Below are 24854 nucleotides of genomic sequence, written 5' to 3' on the forward strand. Positions count from 1 at the left end.
AAGCCCCCGGAAGATCTTCTTCCGGGGGCTTTTTTTTGGACCGCATTCAGACAGGTTAAAACAGGTTAACGAGGAACACAGAATGTTAGATAACTCACGTTTACGCATAGCTATTCAAAAATCAGGCCGTTTAAGCGACGATTCACGCGAACTGCTGGCCCGCTGCGGGATTAAAATCAACCTGCACACCCAGCGCCTGATCGCCCTGGCTGAAAATATGCCGATCGACATTCTGCGCGTACGTGATGACGATATCCCGGGCCTGGTGATGGATGGCGTCGTTGATCTCGGCATCATCGGCGAAAACGTACTGGAAGAAGAGTTGTTAACCCGCCGCGCGCAGGGCGAAGATCCGCGTTACTTTACCCTGCGTCGTCTGGACTTTGGCGGCTGCCGCCTGTCGCTGGCCACGCCAGTCGATGAAGCCTGGGACGGCCCGGCCGCGCTGAAAGGCAAACGTATCGCCACCTCTTACCCTCACCTGCTGAAGCGTTACCTCGATCAAAAAGGCGTGCAGTTTAAATCCTGTCTGCTGAACGGCTCCGTTGAAGTGGCGCCGCGTGCGGGCCTGGCCGATGCCATCTGTGACCTCGTCTCCACCGGCGCCACGCTGGAAGCGAACGGCCTGCGCGAAGTGGAGGTGATCTACCGCTCCAAAGCGTGCCTTATCCAGCGCGACGGCGAGATGGCCGACGCCAAACAGCAGCTCATCGACAAACTGCTGACCCGCATTCAGGGCGTGATTCAGGCGCGTGAATCCAAATACATCATGATGCATGCGCCAACCGAGCGTCTGGAGGAAGTGATTGCCCTGCTGCCGGGCGCTGAGCGTCCAACCATTCTGCCGCTGGCGGGCGACCAGCAGCGCGTGGCGATGCACATGGTGAGCAGCGAAACCCTGTTCTGGGAAACCATGGAAAAACTGAAGGCGCTGGGCGCAAGCTCCATTCTGGTGCTGCCAATTGAGAAGATGATGGAGTAACGACCATGAGCTTTAACACAATCATCGACTGGAATACCTGTAGCGACGCGCAACAGCGCGAGCTGCTGATGCGCCCGGCAATTTCCGCTTCGGAGAGCATCACCCGCACCGTGGCGGAGATCCTCGATAACGTCAAAGCCCGCGGGGACGACGCGCTGCGCGAGTACAGCGCAAAGTTTGACAAGACGGAAGTCGGCGCTTTACAGGTTACCGAGCAGGAAATCATTGATGCCAGCAATCGTCTGGGTGATGACATCAAACAGGCGATGGCCGTCGCGGTGAAAAATATTGATACCTTCCACACCGCGCAGAAATTGCAGGCGGTGGATGTGGAAACCTTGCCCGGCGTGCGCTGCCAGCAGGTGACGCGCCCGGTGGCGTCCGTCGGCCTCTATATTCCAGGCGGCTCTGCCCCGCTGTTTTCGACCGTCCTGATGCTGGCCACCCCGGCACGTATTGCCGGTTGTCAGAAGGTGGTGCTCTGCTCTCCTCCACCAATTGCCGATGAGATCCTGTACGCGGCGAAGCTGTGCGGCGTGCAGGCGATCTATAAAGTGGGCGGTGCGCAGGCGATTTCTGCCCTGGCGTTCGGGACAGTATCCATTCCTAAGGTCGACAAAATCTTTGGCCCGGGCAATGCGTACGTAACCGAAGCGAAGCGTCAGGTCAGCCAGCGTCTGGACGGCGCGGCGATTGATATGCCTGCCGGTCCGTCTGAAGTGCTGGTGATTGCCGACAGCGGCGCTACACCGGATTTCGTGGCCTCTGACCTGCTCTCGCAGGCCGAGCACGGCCCTGACTCGCAGGTGATTTTACTGACGCCAGATGCCGACATGGCAAAACGCGTGGGCGACGCCGTTGAACGTCAGCTGGCTGACCTGCCGCGTGCGGAAACGGCGCGTAAGGCGCTATTGGCCAGCCGCCTGATTGTGGCCCGCGATCTTGACCAGTGCATCGCCATCTCCAATCAGTACGGTCCTGAGCACCTGATTATTCAGACCCGTAACGCGCGCGATCTGGTCGACAGCATCACCAGCGCAGGCTCAGTGTTCCTCGGAGACTGGTCACCGGAATCAGCCGGGGATTACGCCTCCGGCACCAACCACGTGCTGCCCACGTATGGCTATACCTCAACCTGCTCCAGCCTGGGGCTGGCGGATTTCCAGAAGCGCATGACCGTGCAGGAACTCTCCCGCGAAGGGTTTGCCTCGCTGGCGTCGACCATTGAAACCCTGGCCGCCGCCGAACGTCTGACTGCCCACAAAAATGCCGTGACGCTGCGCGTTGCCGCCCTGAAGGAGCAAGCATGAACATCGAAGAATTAGCCCGCGAAAATGTCCGTCGCCTGACGCCCTATCAGTCTGCGCGTCGTCTTGGCGGCAACGGCGACGTCTGGCTGAATGCCAACGAATACCCCACGCCGGTGGCCTTTGAGCTCTCGCAGCAGACGCTGAACCGCTACCCGGAGTGTCAGCCGAAAGCGGTGATCGAGAACTATGCGCAGTATGCAGGCGTAAAGCCTGAGCAGGTGCTGGTCAGCCGTGGGGCGGATGAAGGGATTGAGCTGCTGATCCGCGCCTTCTGCGAGCCGGGTAAAGACGCGGTGATGTACTGCCAGCCCACCTATGGGATGTACAGCGTCAGCGCCGAAACCTTTGGCGTGGCCTGCCGCAACGTGCAGGCGCTGGACAACTGGCAGCTGGATTTGCAGGGCATCGCCGATAACCTCGACGGCGTGAAGGTGGTGTTTGTCTGTAGCCCGAACAACCCGACCGGGCAGATTATCAATCCGCAGGATATCCGTTCCCTGCTGGAAATGACGCGCGGCAAAGCGCTGGTCGTGGCCGACGAAGCCTACATTGAGTTCTGCCCACAGGCGACACTGGCAGGCTGGCTTGAAGAGTATCCGCATCTCGTTGTGCTGCGTACCCTTTCCAAAGCCTTCGCCCTCGCCGGCCTTCGCTGTGGATTTACGCTGGCGAATAAAGCGATTATCGACCTGCTGCTGAAAGTCATCGCCCCGTATCCGCTCTCAACGCCGGTTGCCGATATTGCGGCACAGGCGCTGGCCCCGCAGGGCATCAGCGCGATGCGCGAGCGTGTGGCGCAGATCCTGGAAGAGCGTCAGTATCTTGTCGATGCCCTGAAAACGATTCCGTGCGTGGAAGAGGTGTTCGACTCGGAAACCAACTACATCCTGGTGCGCTTCACCGCCTCAAGCGCGATATTTAAATCGTTGTGGGATCAGGGCATTATCTTACGAGACCAGAATAAACAACCTACCCTGAGCGGCTGCCTGCGTATTACCGTCGGCACCCGTGCAGAGAGCCAGCGCGTGATTGACGCCCTGAAAGCGGAGAAAGTATGAGTCAGAAGTATCTCTTTATCGATCGTGACGGCACCATCATCTCGGAGCCACCCAGCGATTTTCAGGTCGATCGTTTCGACAAGCTGGCGTTTGAACCCGACGTGATCCCGGTGCTGCTGAAGCTTCAGAAAGCAGGCTATAAGCTGGTGATGATCACCAACCAGGACGGTCTGGGCACAGACAGCTTCCCGCAGGCGGACTTTGACGGCCCGCACAACCTGATGATGCAGGTGCTGACCTCGCAGGGCATCGCCTTCGACGAGGTGCTGATCTGCCCGCATATGCCTGCCGACGAGTGCGACTGCCGCAAGCCAAAATTGAAGCTTGTTGAACGTTATCTGGCTGAAGAGGCGCTGGATAAAGCCAACAGCTATGTGATCGGCGATCGCGTCACGGATATCACGCTGGCGGAAAACATGGGCATTGCGGGTCTGCGCTATAACCGCGACACGCTAAACTGGGCGATGATTGGCGAGCAGCTCACCAGACGCGACCGCTATTCCCACGTTGAACGCAACACCAAAGAGACGCAGATCGACGTGAAGGTCTGGCTCGACCGCGAAGGCGGCAGCAAGATCCACACCGGCGTCGGTTTCTTTGACCACATGCTGGATCAAATCGCCACTCACGGCGGCTTCCGTATGGAGATCACCGTTAAGGGTGACCTGTATATCGACGATCACCACACCGTGGAAGATACCGGCCTGGCGCTGGGCGAAGCCCTGAAGCTGGCGCTCGGCGACAAGCGCGGCATCAACCGCTTCGGCTTTGTTCTGCCGATGGACGAGTGCCTGGCGCGCTGCGCGATGGATATCTCCGGACGTCCGCACCTGGAATATAAAGCCGACTTTACCTACCAGCGCGTGGGCGATCTCAGCACCGAGATGGTGGAACACTTCTTCCGCTCGCTTTCTTACACTATGGGCCTGACGCTGCACCTGAAAACCAAAGGCAAAAACGATCACCACCGCGTCGAGAGCCTGTTCAAAGCCTTTGGCCGTACCCTGCGCCAGGCGATCCGCGTGGAAGGTGACGCCCTGCCCTCGTCGAAAGGAGTACTGTAATGAACGTGGTGATTCTGGACACCGGATGCGCCAATCTGAACTCCGTACAGTCGGCGATTATGCGCCACGGCTACGAGCCGGTGGTGAGCCGCGACCCGGACGTGGTTCTGCGCGCAGATAAACTCTTTCTGCCGGGGGTTGGCACCGCCCAGGCGGCGATGGATCAGATCCATGAGCGCGAGCTGGTAGATCTCATCAAAGCCTGTACTCAACCGGTGCTGGGCATTTGCCTCGGCATGCAGCTGCTTGGCCGCCGCAGCGAAGAGAGCAACGGCGTTGATCTGCTGGGCATTATTGAAGAAGACGTACCGAAAATGACCGACCACGGCCTGCCACTGCCGCACATGGGCTGGAACCGCGTTTATCCGAAGGCGGGCAACAGGCTGTTCCAGGGTATTGAAGACGGCGCGTACTTCTATTTCGTCCACAGCTACGCCATGCCCGTGAATACCTACACCATCGCCCAGTGCAATTACGGCGAGGCGTTCACCGCCGCCGTGCAGAAAGATAACTTTTACGGCGTGCAGTTTCACCCGGAACGCTCCGGTGCCGCCGGTGCGCAACTGCTGAAAAATTTCCTGGAGATGTGATGATAATTCCCGCTTTAGATTTAATTGACGGCACGGTTGTTCGTCTCCACCAGGGCGATTACGGGCAGCAGCGCGACTACGGCAACGACCCGCTGCCGCGATTACAGGCTTACGCCGCCGAGGGCGCTGAGGTGTTGCATCTGGTCGATCTGACCGGCGCGAAAGATCCGGCGAAGCGCCAGATCCCGCTGCTTAAAACACTGGTGGCTGGCGTGGACGTCCCGGTGCAGGTGGGCGGCGGCGTGCGTACGGAAGCCGATGTTGCCGCCTTACTGGACGCGGGCGTGGCGCGCGTGGTGGTCGGTTCGACCGCTGTGAAAGATCCTGAGACGGTCAAGGGCTGGTTCCGCCGCTTCGGTGCGGATGCGCTGGTGCTGGCGCTGGATGTACGCATTGACGAGCAGGGTAATAAGCAGGTCGCGGTCAGCGGCTGGCAGGAAAACTCCGGCGTAACGCTGGAAGAGCTGGTCGGGATGTATCTCCCGGTAGGGCTGAAGCATGTGCTGTGCACGGATATTTCACGCGATGGTACGCTCGCAGGCTCTAACGTCTCGCTGTATGAAGAGGTTTGCGCGCGTTATCCGCAGGTGGCGTTTCAGTCCTCTGGCGGTATCGGCGACCTGGCGGATATCGCCGCTCTGCGCGGAACCGGAGTACGCGGCGTGATCGTGGGTCGCGCGCTGCTGGAAGGCAAATTTACGGTGAAGGAGGCGATTCAATGCTGGCAAAACGGATAATTCCCTGCCTGGACGTGCGTGATGGTCAGGTTGTAAAAGGCGTGCAGTTCCGCAACCACGAGATCATTGGCGACATCGTTCCGCTGGCAAAACGCTATGCCGAAGAAGGCGCAGACGAACTGGTATTTTACGATATCACCGCCTCCAGCGATGGCCGCGTGGTGGACAAAAGCTGGGTGGCGCGCGTGGCAGAGGTGATTGATATTCCCTTCTGCGTGGCGGGCGGGATTAAATCTGCTGACGATGCGGCGAAAATTCTCTCTTTCGGTGCGGACAAAATTTCGATTAACTCCCCTGCGCTCGCCGATCCGGAGCTGATTACGCGTCTGGCGGACCGCTTTGGCGTGCAGTGCATTGTCGTGGGGATCGACACCTGGTTTGATACCGCGACGGGCAAATATCACGTTAACCAGTACACCGGCGATGAAAGCCGCACGCGCGTCACCCAATGGGAGACGCTGGACTGGGTGCAGGAAGTACAAAAACGCGGCGCGGGTGAGATCGTGCTGAACATGATGAACCAGGACGGCGTACGCAACGGTTACGACCTCGAGCAGCTGAAAAAAGTGCGCGCGGTGTGCCAGGTTCCGCTGATTGCCTCCGGCGGCGCAGGCACCATGGAACACTTCCTTGAAGCCTTCCGCGATGCGAACGTAGACGGCGCGCTGGCCGCTTCCGTGTTCCACAAACAGATTATCAATATTGGTGAGTTAAAAACGTACCTGGCCGACCAGGGCGTGGAGATCAGGGTATGTTAACAGAGCAACAACAGGCGCAGCTGGACTGGAAAAAAACTGACGGATTACTGCCGGTGGTTGTACAGCATGCCGTTTCAGGCGAAGTGCTGATGCTGGGATACATGAACCAGGAGGCACTGACAAAAACGCTCGACAGCGGCAAGGTGACGTTTTTCTCGCGCACCAAACAGCGCCTGTGGACGAAAGGGGAAACCTCGGGTCACTTCCTGAATGTGGACAGCATTACGCCAGATTGCGACAACGACACCCTGCTGGTGCTGGTCAACCCGATTGGGCCTACCTGCCACAAAGGCACCAGCAGCTGCTTCGGCGAGACGAGCCACCAGTGGCTGTTCCTCTATCAGCTGGAACAGCTGCTGGCAGAGCGTAAATCAGCGGATCCCGAGAGCTCGTACACGGCGAAGCTGTACGCCAGCGGCACCAAACGTATTGCGCAGAAGGTGGGTGAGGAAGGCGTTGAAACGGCGCTGGCGGCCACCGTGCATGATCGGGAGGAGCTGACGAACGAAGCGTCTGATTTGATGTATCACCTGCTGGTACTGCTTCAGGATCAGGAGCTGGATTTAACGACGGTGATTGAGAATTTGCGGAAACGGCATAAATAAAAAAAGACCGGGGAGACCCGGTCTTTTTTTGTGAGTAAATCAGGCTCGTGGCTTATAGTTTCTCAGCGCGTTACGGCCAAGGACGACAGCAGAACCGATGATCCCGCCGAGAAGAACGGCAAGGATGAGGGTGAGGGCCTTTTTAGGGCTGTCACGATAAATAGGTAAATTCGGTTTCATGACGTAACGATACACATGAATCGTGTCCGGATTTACGTTAAGATTCTGAATATCCAACAAGTTCTTTTTGGCTTGGTAGTAGGAACCGGGGAAGACTAACGGTCGGGACGCTTCGTTATCAACCATTGATTTTAACGCTACTGCGCCCAACAGGAACATAGTTTCCTGAGTGACATCCTGTGTTTGCTGGAGCTGCGGTGTATTTATCTTCGCCGCTTCTGCGTCTTTTAGCGCCTCAGAGATCTGTTTGATACGCAGTTCCTTTTGCTCCTGAGCAACTTTCTCCTGGTTCGCGAGGGAGTCATTCAAGGTCGTGATTTGCTGTTTTAGGTTATCTCTGAGGTCAAGCGTAAGTTCCTTTGCTGTCTGCTCGTCAACCTGCTGGATGTACTGAGCAAGCTGTTTTTGTGCCGCTTCGGCAGATTCGCCTTGATAGGTTACGGTCAGGGGTAATCCTTGCCCTTTAAACGTGGGCTCAATCGTCAGTTTCTCGGGTACATCCTGATTTTCCAGCGCCTGCGCTAACGCAGAGAACGAGGAGTTGAAACGACCGATTGCACGATTCTGAATATCAAGCATCGACGGTGCAGCACCGCCATAAAGAATATTCAACGCATTGGAATAGGTAGCTATTTGAGCAGCATCAGGTTGAGCAATGATAGCAGATGACGTCCATTTCTCTTTGGCTACAGTAATATAAATAACGGCGAGAACGATAAAAGCAGCAACAAATGCCCCTATTACCCACTTACCACGCCACAGCTGTAGCACTAAATCCAGTAAATCAATTTGCTCCGGGCCATTGTTGCGTGTGACCAGGTTATCGTTGTTGTGCGTCATACAATCCCTAACAGATGAAAAAGGGCAAAAACAATCTTGTTTCCATAGTGTATCTGTTGCTGGCGATTTTTCTATAAGAATCCGATGAGTTATATCGGAAAGATGGGTTATGTAAGTGAAGTGCGACGCGCTATCATAGTCTGATTCTGATGTCCTGGGACATCAACAAGAACACTGTGAATGAGGGAAGCTATGAAATTTCTTGTAACGGGCGCGGCGGGCTTTATCGGTTCTCATGTAAGCAAGCGCCTGCTTGATGCAGGGCATGAAGTTGTTGGGATTGATAATCTGAATGATTACTATGACCCTAACCTCAAGCTCGCTCGCCTCGAACTGCTCAAATCCGAGAGTTTCACCTTCCACAAGCTGGACTTAGCGGATCGCGAGGGCATGGCTGCGCTCTTCGCCAATGAGAAATTTGACCGCGTGATCCATCTTGCCGCACAGGCGGGCGTGCGTTACTCGCTGGAAAACCCGCATGCCTACGCAGATGCTAACCTTGTAGGTCACCTGAACGTGCTGGAAGGCTGTCGCCACAATAAGGTTCAGCATCTTCTGTATGCGTCATCCAGTTCTGTTTACGGCCTCAACCGTAAGATGCCGTTTTCTACTGACGACTCCGTAGACCATCCGGTATCCTTGTATGCCGCAACCAAAAAAGCCAATGAGCTGATGTCGCATACCTATTCGCATCTGTATAACCTGCCGACCACTGGCCTGCGCTTCTTTACCGTCTATGGCCCGTGGGGACGCCCGGACATGGCGCTGTTTAAATTCACCAAAGCCATGATTGAAGGCAACAGCATCGACGTATACAACTACGGCAAGATGAAGCGCGACTTCACCTATATCGATGACATTGCGGAGGCGATTATTCGCCTACAGGACGTCATTCCTCAGGCCGATACCGACTGGACAGTCGAAACCGGTTCGCCAGCAACCAGTTCTGCCCCGTATCGCGTGTATAACATCGGTAACAGTTCACCTGTCGAACTGATGGATTACATCACCGCGCTTGAAGAGGCGCTGGGCAAAGAAGCGGTGAAAAATATGATGCCGATCCAGCCGGGTGACGTACTGGAGACCAGTGCGGATACTAAAGCGCTGTACGACGTCATTGGGTTTAAACCACAAACCTCAGTCAAAGAAGGCGTGAAAAACTTCGTCGACTGGTACCGCAACTTCTATAACGTTTAAAAAACAAAAAACCCGGCACAGTGCCGGGTTTTTTTATATCACGATTTTGATCAGTCGCTGCCGAACAAATCGCGGGTATAGACTTTATCTTTCACGTCCGCCAGCTCTTCCGCCATACGGTTGGAGATAATTACATCCGCTTCTTTCTTAAACGCATCCAGATCGCGGATCACACGCGAATGGAAGAACTCATCTTCCTGCATCGCCGGTTCATAAATAATGACCTGCACGCCCTTCGCCTTAATACGCTTCATGATCCCCTGAATGGAAGAAGCGCGGAAGTTATCGGAACCGCTCTTCATGATCAGACGATAAACACCCACCACTTTCGGCTGACGCGCGAGAATGGAATCCGAGATGAAGTCTTTACGCGTGCGGTTGGCATCCACAATGGCAGAAATCAGGTTGTTCGGCACCGCCTGATAGTTAGCCAGCAGCTGCTTGGTATCTTTTGGCAGGCAGTAACCACCGTAACCGAAGGACGGGTTGTTGTAATGGTTACCGATACGCGGGTCAAGACACACGCCCTCGATGATCTGACGGGTGTTCAGACCTAAGCTCTCGGCATAGCTGTCCAGCTCGTTGAAGTAGGCCACGCGCATAGCCAGATAGGTGTTAGCGAAAAGCTTTATCGCCTCTGCCTCAGTGGAATCGGTGAACAGCACCGGAATATCTTTTTTGATTGCGCCTTCCTGAAGTAATGCAGCAAAACGCTCCGCACGCTCGGAACGCTCGCCAATCACGATACGGGATGGGTGCAGGTTATCGTATAACGCCCTGCCCTCGCGAAGAAACTCCGGTGAGAAGAAGACATTATCAATACCCAACTCTTCTTTAATCGATTTGGTGAAACCCACTGGAATTGTCGACTTGATGATCATCACTGCGTTCGGGTTGATTGCCGTAACGTCTTTAATCACCGCTTCAACGGTAGAGGTATTGAAGTAGTTAGTTTTAGGATCGTAGTCGGTTGGCGTGGCGATGATGACGAAATCCGCATCGCGGTAAGCATCTTCTTTGTCCGTGGTAGCGCGGAAGTTCAGCGGTTTGGTCGCGAGGTATTCTTCAATTTCTTTATCGACGATCGGGGACTTCTTCTGGTTAAGCATGTCCACTTTTGCCTGCACGATATCCAGCGCAACCACTTCATGGTTTTGTGCAATCAGAATACCGTTTGAGAGACCAACATAGCCTGTTCCGGAGATGGTTATTTTCATTTGTTTGACTTCTACACGTTTGAGTTTTTGATAGCCCTATAGTGGCCACCACAATGATTAACTAGGAGTTTTTTAGCGCTAATACTCATTCACTGTCAAGGTTTCAGGATTTTTGAAAAATGTTTTTGCTCAACAAAAAGACCTGTCGTTGCAATAAGCAAAGTACCTGTTTTACAGCAACAATAAGACGTTAAAGGGCACTCGACAGTAAGCAGAGGAAAACTGCTTACTTCGTCAAATCAGACTAATCCCTTGGTCAGATTCAGCAGATACTGACCATATCCGGTCTTTTTCAACGGTTCAGCGAGTACCCGAAGTTGTTCGGCATCAATAAAACCTCGTCGGAACGCAATCTCTTCAGGACATGAAACTTTTAGCCCCTGTCGCTCTTCAATTGTGGCGATAAAATTGCTGGCTTCGATCATACTCTGATGCGTTCCGGTATCCAGCCAGGCATAACCGCGTCTCATCATCGCGACAGACAATCGTCCCTGCTGCATATAGATGCGGTTGATGTCGGTAATTTCGAGTTCACCTCGCTCAGACGGCGTTAAACTTTTGGCCATCTCAATCACATCGTTGTCGTAAAAATAAAGACCGGTTATTGCGTAATTACTCTTGGGTTGCTGAGGCTTCTCCTCAAGGCCAATTGCAGTACCGTCTTTATCAAACTCAACGACGCCATAGCGTTCCGGGTCGCTGACATGATAGGCAAATACGGTCGCCCCCTCTTGCTGGCTTGATGCGCCTTCAAGCAGTCTGGGGAGATCGTGCCCATAGAAAATATTATCGCCTAATACCAGCGCACAATTATCCTCACCGATAAACTCTTCACCCAGAATAAAAGCTTGTGCCAGTCCATCAGGACTTGGTTGCACTTTGTACTGGATATGCAATCCCCACTGTCTACCGTTCCCAAGCAGTTGTTCAAAACGGGGAGTGTCCTGAGGCGTGCTGATAATCAGAATATCCCGTATACCTGCCAGCATAAGCGTAGAGAGCGGATAATAGATCATTGGCTTATCGTAAATTGGCAACAATTGCTTACTTACGGCCATTGTCACGGGATAAAGACGTGTACCCGATCCGCCAGCTAATATAATCCCTTTACGTTTCGTCATTTACTTACGCTCCCCATAATTCTGCTCAATCCAACTCTTATAGGCACCGCTTTTCACATTCGATACCCATTCCTGGTTATTCAAATACCATTCAACCGTTTTACGGATGCCGCTTTCAAAGGTTTCCAGGGGAGTCCATCCGAGCTCGTCGCTAATTTTATGAGCATCAATTGCATAACGTCTATCGTGACCTGGTCGGTCCGCGACATAAGTAATTTGTGCGCGATAGGATGTTTCTTTCGGTACCATGTCATCGAGCAGATCACAAATGGTCTGAACGACTTCAATATTTTTCTTCTCGTTATGGCCGCCAATATTATAGGTTTCGCCCGGCTTACCCCTGGTCAGAACCGTATACAGTGCACGCGCATGATCTTCAACGTATAACCAGTCACGGATCTGATCGCCCTTTCCGTAAATCGGCAATGGTTTATTATCCAGCGCATTAAGGATAACAAGAGGGATCAGCTTTTCAGGAAAGTGGTATGGGCCATAATTATTCGAACAATTCGTCACAATCCCGGGTAAACCATAGGTGCGTATCCAGGCACGAACTAAATGGTCGCTGGACGCTTTTGACGCTGAGTAAGGGCTACTTGGCTGGTACGCTGTTTTCTCGGTAAACAGCGGTAACGGGGTGGAGTCATAATGTTCATCGGGATGAGGCAGATCGCCGTAAACCTCATCAGTTGAAATATGATGGAAACGGAAAGTAGATTTTGCTGCCTCATCCAGTGAAGACCAGTAAGCACGACTTGTTTCTAACAGGATATACGTGCCAACAATATTGGTTTCAATAAACTCAGCGGGACCGGTGATAGAACGGTCGACATGGCTCTCGGCAGCCAGGTGCATTACCGCATCAGGCTGATGGGTAGCAAAAATACGCGCCATTGCCTCTTTATCACATATATCGGCATGCTCAAAAACATAGCGTTCGCTATCGCTTACTTCACGCAAGGATTCCAGATTACCGGCATAGGTCAATTTATCAACGTTAACAACGCTATCCCGAGTATTGCTAATAATATGTCGGATAACCGCGGAACCGATAAAACCGGCACCGCCAGTAACTAGAATTTTCACGCAATCAATTCCATTAAACAGTAGGTGGATCGGGCAAGATAAAAAAGCCCGGTATCGCTACCGGGCTTGATGGCATGGCTAACCGTATATTAATCCAGCCATTCGGTGTGGAACACACCTTCTTTATCCGTACGCTTATAGGTATGCGCACCGAAGTAGTCACGCTGTGCCTGAATCAGGTTCGCTGGCAGAACAGCAGCACGATAGCTGTCGTAATATGCCACCGCAGCGGAGAAGGTCGGAACCGGGATACCATTCTGTACCGCGTACGCAACAACATCACGCAGCGCCTGCTGATATTCGTCTGCAATCTGCTTGAAGTAAGGCGCCAGCAGAAGGTTCGCGATACCTGCATTTTCAGCATAAGCATCGGTGATTTTTTGCAGGAACTGAGCGCGAATGATACAGCCAGCACGGAAGATCTTCGCAATCTCACCGTAGTTCAGATCCCAGTTATTCTCGTCAGATGCCGCGCGCAGCTGAGAGAAACCCTGCGCGTAAGAGACGATTTTACCCAGATACAGCGCGCGACGGACTTTCTCAACGAACTCCGCTTTATCACCAGCGGGCTTAGCCTGAGGACCAGACAGCACCTTAGATGCCGCTACGCGCTGCTCTTTCAGAGAAGAGATATAACGTGCAAATACGGATTCGGTGATCAGAGACAGCGGTTCACCCAGGTCCAGAGAGCTCTGGCTGGTCCATTTACCGGTACCTTTGTTCGCCGCTTCGTCAAGAATCACATCGACCAGGTATTTACCCTCTTCATCTTTCTTGGTGAAGATATCTTTGGTGATGTCGATCAGATAGCTGTTCAGTTCGCCTTTGTTCCACTCGGTGAAGGTCTCTGCGAGTTCTTCGTTGGAGAGGTTCAGGCCACCTTTCAGCAGAGAGTAGGCTTCAGCAATCAGCTGCATGTCGCCATATTCAATGCCGTTGTGAACCATTTTCACGTAATGACCAGCGCCATCAGGACCGATATAGGTCACGCACGGCTCGCCGTCTTCAGCTACGGCTGCGATTTTGGTCAGGATGGGCGCGACCAGTTCGTACGCTTCTTTCTGACCGCCAGGCATGATAGATGGACCTTTCAGGGCGCCCTCTTCACCGCCGGATACGCCAGTACCAATGAAGTTGAAGCCTTCAGCAGACAGCTCACGGTTACGACGAATGGTGTCGTGGAAGAAGGTATTACCGCCATCAATAATGATGTCGCCTTTATCCAGATACGGTTTCAGTGAATCGATAGCAGCGTCGGTACCTGCGCCCGCTTTCACCATTAACAGGATACGACGAGGTGTTTCCAGAGACTCAACGAACTCTTTAACCGTATAGAAAGGAACCAGTTTTTTGCCTGGATTCTCAGCGATGACTTCTTCGGTCTTATCACGGGAGCGGTTGAAAACGGAGACGGTATAACCACGGCTTTCGATGTTGAGCGCCAGGTTGCGCCCCATCACTGCCATACCGACAACGCCGATCTGTTGCTTGGACATTACATACTCCTGTCAGGTGTGGTCGCCGCGACTGTTGCGCGGCTTGAATGTACTAAGATTTTAACGCAGAGATAAAAAGGAAGATAGCGCATTTGTGAGCACAAATTTACTTGTAGGCTGAAAGGTTCATTCGTAGCCAGCAGGATTTTTTTGTTGCCATCTCCAGGCATCTGTGATCATTTCATTTAATCCCCGTTTAGCATTCCATCTTAATTCATGAGAAGCTAGAGAAGGATCAGACCAACATTCTGCTATATCCCCTAAACGACGTTCGGTAATCTGATATGGAATATCAACACCCGTAATTTTTTTGAATGCGGTAACGATCTCTTTGACAGAATAGCCTTTACCTGTGCCTAAATTATATACTCTCAAGCCGGGATAATCTTTTTGTGCATTTAGTGCTGCCAAGTGACCTTCAGCAAGGTCCATAACATGAATATAATCCCTTACGCCTGTGCCATCTGGTGTATCATAATTATCGCCATATATATGCACTTTAGCCAGTTTGCCTACAGCCACTTGTGTTATATAAGGGAATAAATTATTAGGTATTCCATTTGGAGCCTCTCCTAAAAACCCAGAAGAATGTGCTCCAACGGGATTGAAATAGCGCAGCAACATAATATTTAACTTAGAATTTGCACGTGAGACATCTTTTAATATTTGTTCAATAAAAAATTTTGATGACCCATAGGGATTTGTCGTACCACCTGTTTGGCACGATTCTGTAAGAGGAATAGATTCAGGTACCCCATAAACAGTTGCAGAAGAACTAAATATAAGATTATTTACGCCATAATTCATCATGGCCTTAATTAAAGAAAGCATACTAACAATGTTGTTGCTATAATACTCTAAAGGATTTGACACTGATTCCGAAACTGATTTCAAAGATGCAAAATGTATCACTGATTCAAAACTATACTTTGAAAACAACATATTCAAGAAATCTATATTGCATACATCCCCTTCATAAAACTTGACACTTTTCCCTGAAAGTTGTTCAACACGTTGAATAGCAATTTTCGACGAGTTTACCAAGTTATCAACAATTACAATGTCACGATCATGTTCTAATAGGCTCAAAGCGGTATGTGAGCCAATGTAGCCAGCGCCACCGGTTATCAAAATAGTCATTTCTAAAGCCTCATGATATCAAATTTTTTGAAAGCGTTTTTGCAAAAGCCATCCTGAGTATATTAGTGATATAACATACATCCCGATGAGAGTAATGAGGATAATGTTAATCACACCAGTTATAACACCACTTACATATAACAACGAAAATATCATTATAAAACTTAACGATGAAACCAAGTTTATATAAAGTTCTTTTCGCGTTTCACCCAACCCTTGAAATATTGTTGCTACTGGATTTATAAGCATTCTCAATACACCACAGATAGCCCAAGCATAAATAAAGATCTCAAAATCGGAATGTATATCTGGTCGTAACTCTTGAAGAAGATAAGGACCTACTACACTCCATGCAAGAAAAATAGTCATAGCAACAAAGAGAATGCTTAAAAATATTCTCTTCGCATTTAAATGGATCACTTTAATGTCTGAAGTGACGACATGACTTATCAATAATTTACCGATAACTGGACTTATGACGGCACTAATTTTTAAAGTGGCATCCTTGCAGAGACTGTAGACGCCCACGCGCTCCAATCCTCCGAAGTGTGAAACAATGAATATATCCGCAGTGAGAGTGATATAATTCAAAAATTGGGAAAATATTTGATTATGAATATATGCCCACCATCTACGAATGATATTTTTAATCCCGTATTTGATTGAATTTTCTTGATACAAAGAAAATCCCCTACATACAACTATAAAAATCAAACACCTTATTACATATGAAGCTGTCCATGCATATACAACAGCGACTCCCTGGATTTGAAATCGGTAGATTAGCGCTGACAAACTAGCAATAAATACAAATTTTGAAAAGACTTCAACCATAGCTATGGTATTAAACTTTTTCTCAACTAACAATCGCGAATAATGATATAACGGAAAACTAATCGATAAAGCCATCACAAAAAAAGAAATCAATGTGACAATACTACTTTCAATAAAATTAGGTGACAGTACGAAATATAATAAGATAGATAAGAATGAGACAGAAACATTTAATACAGTAATTATCCTAACCTCTGGAAAGCTAAGAATTTTCCTGTAAATAAAGTAATTAGAACTTCCACCATCGGATATGAAAACAAGAATAAAAATCAGGGTATTAAAAATACCTGCCAAACCCAATTCAGGACCTGACAGCGTATGCCCAATTATAAAAACCGAAAAAAGCTGAATTAAAGCCGTAATTAAGGGGGCTATCGAAAAGAAGGAGTATTTTTTAATTATGTGTAGGTATTTCATATTTTGATAAGATTAAATTATCGAAGGAAGTAAGAAAACTGTCATATGAATAATTATCATTGACAAATTTCTTTCGTAAACTTACATCAGACTTAAATTTTTCGGATAATAATACGTTCGCTATTTTTTCTGAAAAATAGTTTGCATCGTCTATATTTTCAAGAAGTTCACCAAGCATATCATTTTTAATAATGAATTCAGGGCCGCCGGATTTGGTAGCTATACAAAATAGTCCTGAAGCCAACGCTTCAATGAAAACGACGCCAAAGGTCTCTACTCGACTAAGTAGAATGAAAACATCACTTTGTCCCATATGATATGCAATTTCGTCTTTACTTTGCTCACCTAGCATTTCAATATTAGATTTTAAGCCCTTTTGTTCGATCATTTCCTTTAGTGTATCTAAATCAGGCCCATCACCGATTATCTTAAGTTGGAATGCGATATTGTAGTTTTCTTTAATCTTATCGAAAGCCAATATTAGTCTATCAAAACCTTTTTTTTGCATTAAATAGCCAACAGAGCAAATATTAATCACACCATTAGATGATATTGATTTTTTAACCTTTTCAATATCAAATAATTTGACATCTAATGTATTAGGTATTGTATATATATCTTCTCTGTTAGTGAACTCGAGTAAGCTTTCTTTCAAACCATCACTTACTGCCACTAACGATGAGGCATTTTCCAAAGCCCATTTCATTATTTTCTTTTCAATGTAACTATAATTTTTTGCCTGGAAGACTGTTGCATGCTCCGTTATTATGACGGGTTTTGAAAAAATTTTACCAATTATAACCCCGGCGATGCCAGCGCTTCCATCCTGATTAAATGCAACACTATGACAATGTATAACATCAACCTTTTTATTTTTTTGATATTTAATGTACATAGCAATAAACACAAGAATACGTATAAGCATCCCAATATATTTACCTGCTCGTAATCTATACCCCCAGAAATAAGTATTTAACCCATTATCATTATATTTTTTGTTGTAAAAAGCAGTACCTCTATGGCAATAGATTACATCGACATTATGTTTTTTAGATAATGCTAGCGCCTGGTCACGAAAAAAAAGGCCTTGAGTCTTCAGCTTCGGATTTGGATACCAGGAGGGAATAGTCAAGATATTCAAAGCTCGCCCCTTTTTCTAATAATTGCTGCGGGGATACCCGCTATAATCATATTCCTCTCAAATTTACGTGTTAATACAGCTCCAGCACCAATAACACAACCTTCAGCCACGTCATTCATGATGACAGCATGAGTACCTATCCATACGTTCGAACCAATAGAAAGGTGCTTGAGAGGTAATAAAGAATCAACGAACTTTAAGTTTAAATCATCAACTTCATGATGATTTCCACCACTCATGATGGAGACACGTGCAGCAACGATCACATCGTCACCGAGATCACATAAACTTATTATTGAAAATTCTTCTACTGTACAGTTTTGCCCAACTGTTATATTCGGGTATACAAAGAAAGCACCATAATGCACACGCAAATTATTTCCGCATTTTTTAAGGGTTTTCTTGTAAAAAACTTGCCTCAATAAAATGCCCCTTTCACCTGTATGCTTGGATAAAGAAATGGCTACGTTTTTAAAGTTAGCATAAGGAATTTTAACTCGCGTAAGATACCAAAGCAGAAAGGGTAAATTAATAATATACAAGGTTATTTTAAATATGCACTTTAGTATTTTTTTCATAAGTCCTTATCCCGATAGCCATCAATAGTACAATAATAAAAAGAAACGGATATTTCAAAGAACTACTAGGCCCAAATGAAATTAAAATAGGATATAAAACAGCTGAGGTAATTAGAGGTCTAACAGCTGGTTTGATATGTCTCAGCTTAATGCACCGCCAAAGCAAAAATGTATAATAAGAAAAAAACAGCATGTAAAAGATTATTCCATAAATTGTTATCATTTCAAAATGAATATTATGGAATTCGCCCATTCTTAAACCATACTGATTAATTATATCAGTTTCATAGTCTCCAAAGCGGCCATTGCCAAACAACAAGGCATTCGCATGATTCATCAACCAATCAATGTTTGCCTTGTAAATTTGCAGTCTCTCTGAGGTGCTTTCATCGTCCGCACCAGCAGTTGAAAGTGTATTCCAAAAATTAACTAATCTCGAAGCAGCATTATTTGATAAAAGGAGTAAGTCTTCAACGATGGAAGGGTTTAGCAATAACAACATGAGTGACGAGAAAGCGCCAAGCAATAGAATCACTTTCTTTGAAACTAACTTTGTAAATAATAAATAAATAAGCAACGCCAAGATTGCTGCTTTAGAACCTATGTAAACTGCGCTAGTTAATGTCAATAAAAAAATTATTATTTTATGTAAATTCTTTTTGGAATGATAAACAGCAAAAGGTAAAAAACACACAAGAAAGCTAAGCATATCATTTTCATTATAATAAAATGCCGTTGGCTTTGATATACTCCATAATTGTGCATCATTTGTAGGATCTGAATATCTTGAGGAAGGTAAATGATATCCAGTTATAATCTCAAGCAAAACTAAAGCAAGAGTCAAAATTATTGCGTAATAAAAACCGGAATAACATTCGTTCAGATCAGCTTGTCGAGCAGTCACAATGTGTATAATTAACACACAGCTAAATAAAAGTAATACAGGGAGATATCTTTCTTCATATCCACCATTAAAAGCAAAGCCGATTATGCATCGGATCATCATTACGAATATCAAAATATAAAGCAACCTGAATTGCGTTTCATATCTCAGAATTAACTTATTGGAAAAAAGACTTAGTAAAGCTATTGCAGTTATTATAAAAATAATGGCTGACATCCCAGGCGGACGTAAACAAAAAATAAAGAACGCTGAATTCAGTAATATAAAACCTTTTGGTCTCACATCGTCAAATTTATTTAACATCGCGCCTCATCCATTTTGTTAAAACTAATCTTGCCAATTCAAGAAAAACCATACAACTAGTTTTAAAACCACATTTTTTCAATAAACTAGAAACGAAACCTTTCATGTTCTTTTGTTTAATAGAAAACCATAGAGGGACCTTTGCTAAAAAAGCATACCCTGCTCTTGTAGTCATCAATCCTTTATAATTATTATAAAAATCCAAACTAAGGTTGTAATCATAACCTTTTTTTAAAGCTATAAGAGGATCGCTGGGAACAACCCAGTAACTATACGTCTTATCACAACATTCAAACATTGCTCCCTGACTTTCTAGTTTCAGACAAAAATCATAATCTTGGTGACGTTTCAAATTAGGATTAAATTGATTCCTGATGGCCAGTGAAGTTTCAAGAAATAAAGATGAGGTTTGTATGAGTCCACCTTGAAGAAAAACATATTCGGAGAAATTTTTCACCGCCGAACCATTGCAATATTCTTTAATGATATTTAGTTTTTCATCTACCACTCGGATCGAACTAAAAATAACATTTGTCCTATTTGCTGGTAATTCAGAAAACATTTTTTCTTGCGATTCTATTTTATTATGATCCCAATAATCATCACAATCTAAGAATGCTATGAATTTTGTATTAGCATTACGAATTCCAATATTCCTCGCTTCGCCTCCTCCTAAGCTTGTATCATTATAAATAACATTAATATCTCGATGATTTAATTCCCGCACTACCAAATCTGCTTTCTGACTTTGTTCTGACCCGTCATCAACGATTAAAATAGACACTTCAACTGTTTGGGATAATACACTTTTCAATGCACGATGAAGCGCATCCAAATTATTTTTATAAGGTATAATTACAGTTGTATTAATCATGATAATCGAGCCTTGATATAGCTAAAAACGGACCTTGGTACAAAATATTGCGCTAACACTTTTCCGATACCCACATACCAATACGGGCTTTTGTAGTCCCTATGTGTAAGAAGGCATTTTAGAACACTTGATATTTGTTTTTTTCTCCTAGTTATACTTATGCCATTCGCTCTATCATGGCAAAAAAGTAGTTTGTCACTTAAATTAGCCACTTCATATTTATTTGTGATTCTAAGGAAAAGTTCATAATCTTCAGCGCATGGATAATTTTCTGAATATCTTAAACCTTCTTCAATTATCTCTTTAGAAAACATAACAGTGGGGTGGATAAAACATGAACGAATAAATTTTTCTTTTTTAATTGCAGCGTCTGTTAATGGAAGGTTTGTATCGAATACAGCCGCACCATTAACATCATAAAAAGATACATTTGAACCTAGTAACTTAGTCTTTTGATTCTTATTAAAATACAGTCGTTGTGTCTTAAAACGATTCTTAACTTGAATATCACCTGCATCTAATCGAGCAATATAACGAATATTATCCATCTCTGAGATTAAATCCAGTCCAGCATTTAACGCACCTGTGATGCCTTTGTTTACAGTCAGACGATGTATTTTAACTGTAAATTTATATTGTTTATTATTTAAAGTTAACGGGGTTTTACTGCCATCATCGATAATGAGCACTGAGAAATCATTATTATCTTCGTTTATACTGTCTAAAGTTCTGATCATATCCTTTTGATCATTATAAACTGGCATTAAAACTATCAAGTCTCTCATTTATTCACCTCGGCAAAAACTTGATGATATGAGTCGACCATATTATTCAAAGTAAAATTACGCTCATACATTTCACGAGATTCTTGACCAAATTTAATCAGCAGGTCTGGATTTTCAATGAGATTCTTAAGTCTGGTTTGCAAAGCAGCAATATCCTTTCGCGGGATAAGATATCCATTTTGCTCATCAATAACGGCCTCACAAACGCCGCCAACATCACTGGCTATCACAGGAAGGCCTGTTTTCATTGCCTCAATAATAGATATTGGGAATCCTTCATAATTACTTATTAACATGAATACATTGGCTTTATTAAGATAGTCCTGGACATTTGACACCTCACCGATGAAATCAATATTAGAGTCAAGATTTAATTTCGAAACCAATTTTTCAATTTCTGTACTATCTCCACCACCTAATAGACTCAAATGCCACTTGTTTGGTGAGATATTAGAAAAAGCTTTTATCAGTGTTTCGTGATCTTTTTGTTCACAAAATCTTGCAACCATTACAAAACGAATCGGTATTTCATTTTTATCCCGGAACACTTCACGTTTTATTTGGATATTATCAGGTATACAATTATGGATAACATAATGTTTAGATTTAATATTATTACTTAGCGCCAATTGCCGATCATATTGCGAAACATTGATGATCGCATCTGTTAGGTAGGATAAAATAAGCTCTATATTTTTATAAAATTTTGCTTTTCGCTCTGGAATCCCTTCAGTGAACGCCCATCCATGTGCCGTAAATACTTTCTTAATACTCAAGCCAATAGTAGCTAGCCTACCAAGAACACCAGCTTTAGATGAATGGCAACTAATTATATCGGGTTTTATTTTTTTGACGAGTTTTCTTAATTCTAAAAAGGCGTTGAAATCATTAAGGCATATCTCTCTTTTCATTGATTTTATATGAAAGATTTTTATACCATTTTGTTGCATTTCATCTGTGAATTTTCCTACAGAACCAGTAGCTAAGATGCATTCAATATTATACTTATCTCGTAACCCTAGCATAACATCTCTAACGTGGGTTTGTGCTCCTCCTATTTCGTCTCCCCGCGTTATTAAAAAAAGAACTTTCATAACATACTCCTTAAGAAACAAGCACGCTACCGCCCCTGGCTCGACAGCTACCAGTGCACTGCGTGTATTTAATTGTGTGCTCTATAAAAAGCTATAGTGGCTTTAAACTGTTTTAATTGTCGTATTTTAAGACAAGATAAACAAGAGAAAATAACTAGTATTATACTCTAAAAAAACGTATAACTCACTGTTATTATTACATAAATGTCACTACAAAACAGAACGCCCATCCTAAATATGTATTATTTAGAATGGGCGTTTATGTATTATAAAAATTAATTATATCAATAAGTTGAAATGATTTTTTGTATTGTTTCTCTAAATTTTTGCCCTTCCTTCAGATTACGCAGGCCATAGTTCACAAACGCCTGCATATACCCCATTTTCTTACCGCAGTCATAGCTGTCGCCGGTCATCAGCATCGCATCAACCGACTGCTTCTTCGCCAGCTCAGCAATCGCATCGGTCAGTTGGATACGATCCCAGGCGCCCGGCTCGGTTTTTTCCAGCTCAGCCCAGATATCCGCATTCAGCACATAACGGCCGACTGCCATCAGGTCAGAGTCCAGGGTCTGCGGCTGATCGGGTTTTTCGATAAACTCAACGATACGGCTAACCTGCCCTTCCGTCTCCAGTGACTCTTTAGTCAGGATAACAGAATACTCAGAGAGATCGCCTTTCATACGTTTCGCCAGCACCTGGCTGCGGCCCGTCTCGTTGAAGCGAGCGACCATTGCCGCCAGGTTGTAACGCAGCGGATCGGCGGAAGCGGTATCAATAATGATGTCCGGCAGTACCACGATGAACGGGTTATCACCCACTACCGGACGCGCGCAGAGGATTGAGTGGCCCAGACCCAACGGCTGCGCCTGACGCACGTTCATGATGGTCACGCCAGGAGGACAGATAGACTGGACTTCTGCCAGAAGCTGACGCTTAACGCGCTGCTCAAGCAGCGCTTCGAGTTCATAAGAGGTGTCGAAGTGGTTCTCGACGGCGTTCTTAGAAGAGTGCGTCACCAGAACGATTTCTTTAATCCCAGCAGCAACAATCTCGTCGACGATGTATTGAATCATCGGCTTGTCAACGATCGGCAGCATCTCTTTAGGAATGGCTTTTGTGGCGGGCAACATGTGCATGCCCAGACCCGCTACCGGTATAACTGCTTTCAAATTGGTCATTTTATCTTCCACCTTAAAATGGTTGACGAAGTATAGACCTAATCAGGAAATTTGCCCGATCAAGAAGTCTACTACGCCTTATGCAAATCACGTTTCGCGTTAAAACTCACATTACTAAACATGAGTATGCATTAAGTGTGACCCAGAATTATCGGAAACCCTGTCGCGAAAATCGCACAGCCCTCTGTTTCCGACAAATCGCAACCTTTGAGGCATTATTCAGATACAAACGTGATGTCATCTTTCTTCTCATGGACGAACTCATACTTCAGCGTACGGTCCAGACCTTGAGATAAGGTATAAGGCGCTTTAAATCCAGAGCTGTGTACCTTGGTCGCGTCAAACTGTGTAGTTGCACAGAATTTCTTCACGCGCACAGAACTAATTGCATATTTCTTCCCGGTAACTTTGCTAAGAATATCAAAGCAATACCCACCTAACATTCCAAGCGGGTAAGGGAGATGAACTGAAGGGATTTTTTTATTGAGACTCTTCTCAACTTCTGAGACTAGCTGATTCATGTTCAGGTCTGGTTTGTCTACATAGTTGTAAACATCATAACCCGGCTTAACATTGGTCAGCTTAAATTTGATAAATTCAACAATGTTACCGACATAAGCCATTGACTTATAGTTGGTTCCAGCGCCTACCATGGCGAATTTACCCCCTGCAATTTGCTTAAGCAGGTTGTACACATTGCCACGGTTACGCTCACCAAAGATGACCGTAGGCCGGACAATTGTCAGGGATCTTTCCTCTGGAGCTTTATTAAACCACTCGCGCAGAACTTCTTCCGCTTGCCATTTGCTTTTGCCGTAATGGTTGAAAGGATCATGGGGATGGGATTCGTCAGGGTTCACTTTGTTAAGACCATACACAGCCACAGAACTGGTAAAAATAATGTTCTTAACGTTGTTTTTTTCCATAGCAGACAATACGTTACGTGTTCCCTTCACGTTTACATCATAGTAGAGTGATGTTGGACTAACGTCATCACGGTGTTCAGCCGCGAGCAGCACGACAGTCTCAAATCCAGTAAGCGCCTTATCGAGTTGCTCCTGATTACGAACATCACCAGAAACGGTGATGTCCGGGTAGAAATGACTCTGCTGTTTGTCAAAGTTAGTAACGTCAAACTCATTCCGAGTAATTTCGATCAATCGAGTCCCGACAAATCCAGATGCGCCAATAAACAAAACCTTATCGTTCATACACCACTCAATGCGTTATGTGTGTTTGGCAACCCCCCGGTAATCGCGTTCTTCCCTGAGGCACCGTTATTGATAAACTGAATATTGCAAAGTAATGCCATGGATTATAAACCTTAAAACCGCTGAATTCAGTAACAAATTTTTAGGGGTT

Annotated in this window: 24 protein-coding genes and 1 other annotated feature (1 of these 25 cut by a window edge); of the genes, 9 read left to right on the forward strand and 15 right to left on the reverse strand. The window is 46.3% G+C overall.

Annotation, left to right across the window (positions count from 1 at the left end):
- Positions 1-37 (forward strand) — a sequence feature (His leader region); it begins 87 nt to the left of the window's first position.
- 45 nt (positions 38-82) lie between these two features.
- From hisG to hisIE, 8 genes are read left to right on the forward strand one after another with little or no spacing between them, the layout of a single operon-like run.
- Positions 83-982, forward strand: a complete 900-nt coding sequence (gene hisG / locus ACOTX4_RS06960; protein ID WP_045330395.1) for an ATP phosphoribosyltransferase — start codon at positions 83-85, stop codon at positions 980-982.
- Positions 983-987: 5 nt separating this feature from the next.
- On the forward strand, positions 988-2292 hold the full coding sequence (gene hisD, locus ACOTX4_RS06965; protein ID WP_045330396.1) for a histidinol dehydrogenase: 1305 nt from the start codon (positions 988-990) through the stop codon (positions 2290-2292).
- Entirely contained in the window at positions 2289-3350 is a 1062-nt protein-coding gene (gene hisC / locus ACOTX4_RS06970) for a histidinol-phosphate transaminase (RefSeq protein ID WP_045324832.1), read from the forward strand. Before hisD ends, hisC begins: the two co-directional genes overlap by 4 nt.
- Positions 3347-4414 carry a bifunctional histidinol-phosphatase/imidazoleglycerol-phosphate dehydratase HisB gene (gene hisB / locus ACOTX4_RS06975; RefSeq protein ID WP_003859487.1) on the forward strand — a complete coding sequence of 356 codons (1068 nt, stop codon included), beginning with the start codon at positions 3347-3349 and terminating at the stop codon, positions 4412-4414. The genes hisC and hisB overlap by 4 nt, the downstream gene beginning before the upstream one ends.
- Entirely contained in the window at positions 4414-5004 is a 591-nt protein-coding gene (gene hisH / locus ACOTX4_RS06980) for an imidazole glycerol phosphate synthase subunit HisH (RefSeq protein ID WP_003859485.1), read from the forward strand. Before hisB ends, hisH begins: the two co-directional genes overlap by 1 nt.
- Positions 5004-5741: a 1-(5-phosphoribosyl)-5-[(5-phosphoribosylamino)methylideneamino]imidazole-4-carboxamide isomerase gene (gene hisA / locus ACOTX4_RS06985; protein WP_045330397.1), complete on the forward strand. Its 738-nt coding sequence runs from the start codon at positions 5004-5006 to the stop codon at positions 5739-5741. Before hisH ends, hisA begins: the two co-directional genes overlap by 1 nt.
- Positions 5723-6499, forward strand: a complete 777-nt coding sequence (hisF, locus tag ACOTX4_RS06990; RefSeq protein ID WP_003859481.1) for an imidazole glycerol phosphate synthase subunit HisF — start codon at positions 5723-5725, stop codon at positions 6497-6499. The genes hisA and hisF overlap by 19 nt, the downstream gene beginning before the upstream one ends.
- Positions 6493-7104: a bifunctional phosphoribosyl-AMP cyclohydrolase/phosphoribosyl-ATP diphosphatase HisIE gene (gene hisIE / locus ACOTX4_RS06995; RefSeq protein WP_045330398.1), complete on the forward strand. Its 612-nt coding sequence runs from the start codon at positions 6493-6495 to the stop codon at positions 7102-7104. Before hisF ends, hisIE begins: the two co-directional genes overlap by 7 nt.
- A 39-nt stretch (positions 7105-7143) precedes the next feature.
- Here the strand turns inward: hisIE and wzzB are convergent, their stop codons facing one another.
- A complete protein-coding gene (gene wzzB, locus ACOTX4_RS07000) occupies positions 7144-8124 on the reverse strand; it encodes an LPS O-antigen chain length determinant protein WzzB (protein ID WP_023303969.1) in 981 nt (326 codons plus the stop codon).
- Positions 8125-8316: 192 nt separating this feature from the next.
- Between wzzB and ACOTX4_RS07005 the strand changes: the two genes are divergently transcribed.
- Entirely contained in the window at positions 8317-9321 is a 1005-nt protein-coding gene (locus tag ACOTX4_RS07005; RefSeq protein WP_045330399.1) for an NAD-dependent epimerase, read from the forward strand.
- Between the two features lie 50 nt (positions 9322-9371).
- Here the strand turns inward: ACOTX4_RS07005 and ugd are convergent, their stop codons facing one another.
- The 14 genes from ugd to ACOTX4_RS07075 all read right to left on the reverse strand — a co-directional run bounded on the left by ugd (position 9372) and on the right by ACOTX4_RS07075 (position 24703).
- On the reverse strand, positions 9372-10538 hold the full coding sequence (ugd, locus tag ACOTX4_RS07010) for a UDP-glucose 6-dehydrogenase (RefSeq protein ID WP_003859477.1): 1167 nt from the start codon (positions 10536-10538) through the stop codon (positions 9372-9374).
- 239 nt (positions 10539-10777) lie between these two features.
- Positions 10778-11659: a glucose-1-phosphate thymidylyltransferase RfbA gene (gene rfbA, locus ACOTX4_RS07015; protein ID WP_421635366.1), complete on the reverse strand. Its 882-nt coding sequence runs from the start codon at positions 11657-11659 to the stop codon at positions 10778-10780.
- Positions 11660-12745: a dTDP-glucose 4,6-dehydratase gene (rfbB, locus tag ACOTX4_RS07020; protein ID WP_045330405.1), complete on the reverse strand. Its 1086-nt coding sequence runs from the start codon at positions 12743-12745 to the stop codon at positions 11660-11662.
- 89 nt (positions 12746-12834) lie between these two features.
- Positions 12835-14241, reverse strand: a complete 1407-nt coding sequence (gene gndA / locus ACOTX4_RS07025; protein ID WP_006811221.1) for an NADP-dependent phosphogluconate dehydrogenase — start codon at positions 14239-14241, stop codon at positions 12835-12837.
- Between the two features lie 126 nt (positions 14242-14367).
- Positions 14368-15381 (reverse strand): UDP-glucose 4-epimerase GalE, encoded by a 1014-nt coding sequence (galE, locus tag ACOTX4_RS07030; RefSeq protein ID WP_023303974.1) that lies wholly within the window; start codon positions 15379-15381, stop codon positions 14368-14370.
- Positions 15382-15399: 18 nt separating this feature from the next.
- Positions 15400-16632 (reverse strand): oligosaccharide flippase family protein, encoded by a 1233-nt coding sequence (locus ACOTX4_RS07035; RefSeq protein ID WP_045330408.1) that lies wholly within the window; start codon positions 16630-16632, stop codon positions 15400-15402.
- Positions 16610-17773: a glycosyltransferase gene (locus ACOTX4_RS07040; protein WP_072051090.1), complete on the reverse strand. Its 1164-nt coding sequence runs from the start codon at positions 17771-17773 to the stop codon at positions 16610-16612. The genes ACOTX4_RS07035 and ACOTX4_RS07040 overlap by 23 nt, the downstream gene beginning before the upstream one ends.
- Positions 17770-18351 (reverse strand): acyltransferase, encoded by a 582-nt coding sequence (locus tag ACOTX4_RS07045; protein WP_045330410.1) that lies wholly within the window; start codon positions 18349-18351, stop codon positions 17770-17772. The genes ACOTX4_RS07040 and ACOTX4_RS07045 overlap by 4 nt, the downstream gene beginning before the upstream one ends.
- Positions 18323-19558, reverse strand: coding sequence for an O-antigen ligase family protein (locus tag ACOTX4_RS07050; protein WP_045330412.1), 1236 nt, complete (start codon positions 19556-19558; stop codon positions 18323-18325). The genes ACOTX4_RS07045 and ACOTX4_RS07050 overlap by 29 nt, the downstream gene beginning before the upstream one ends.
- Positions 19548-20432, reverse strand: coding sequence for a glycosyltransferase family 2 protein (locus ACOTX4_RS07055; protein WP_045330414.1), 885 nt, complete (start codon positions 20430-20432; stop codon positions 19548-19550). The genes ACOTX4_RS07050 and ACOTX4_RS07055 overlap by 11 nt, the downstream gene beginning before the upstream one ends.
- Entirely contained in the window at positions 20429-21217 is a 789-nt protein-coding gene (locus ACOTX4_RS07060) for a glycosyltransferase (RefSeq protein WP_023303980.1), read from the reverse strand. The genes ACOTX4_RS07055 and ACOTX4_RS07060 overlap by 4 nt, the downstream gene beginning before the upstream one ends.
- The gene (locus tag ACOTX4_RS07065; RefSeq protein ID WP_023303981.1) at positions 21214-22311 is read right to left on the reverse strand and encodes a glycosyltransferase family 4 protein; all 1098 of its coding nucleotides are present in this window, start codon (positions 22309-22311) and stop codon (positions 21214-21216) included. Before ACOTX4_RS07065 ends, ACOTX4_RS07060 begins: the two co-directional genes overlap by 4 nt.
- A gap of 284 nt (positions 22312-22595) precedes the next feature.
- Positions 22596-23492 carry a UTP--glucose-1-phosphate uridylyltransferase GalF gene (galF, locus tag ACOTX4_RS07070; protein WP_045330416.1) on the reverse strand — a complete coding sequence of 299 codons (897 nt, stop codon included), beginning with the start codon at positions 23490-23492 and terminating at the stop codon, positions 22596-22598.
- 215 nt (positions 23493-23707) lie between these two features.
- The gene (locus tag ACOTX4_RS07075) at positions 23708-24703 is read right to left on the reverse strand and encodes an NAD-dependent epimerase/dehydratase family protein (RefSeq protein ID WP_045330417.1); all 996 of its coding nucleotides are present in this window, start codon (positions 24701-24703) and stop codon (positions 23708-23710) included.
- Between the last annotated feature and the right edge of the window lie 151 nt (positions 24704-24854).

The organism is Enterobacter cloacae complex sp. IR5459 (assembly GCF_049238005.1).
Classification (GTDB): domain Bacteria; phylum Pseudomonadota; class Gammaproteobacteria; order Enterobacterales; family Enterobacteriaceae; genus Enterobacter; species Enterobacter hormaechei_C.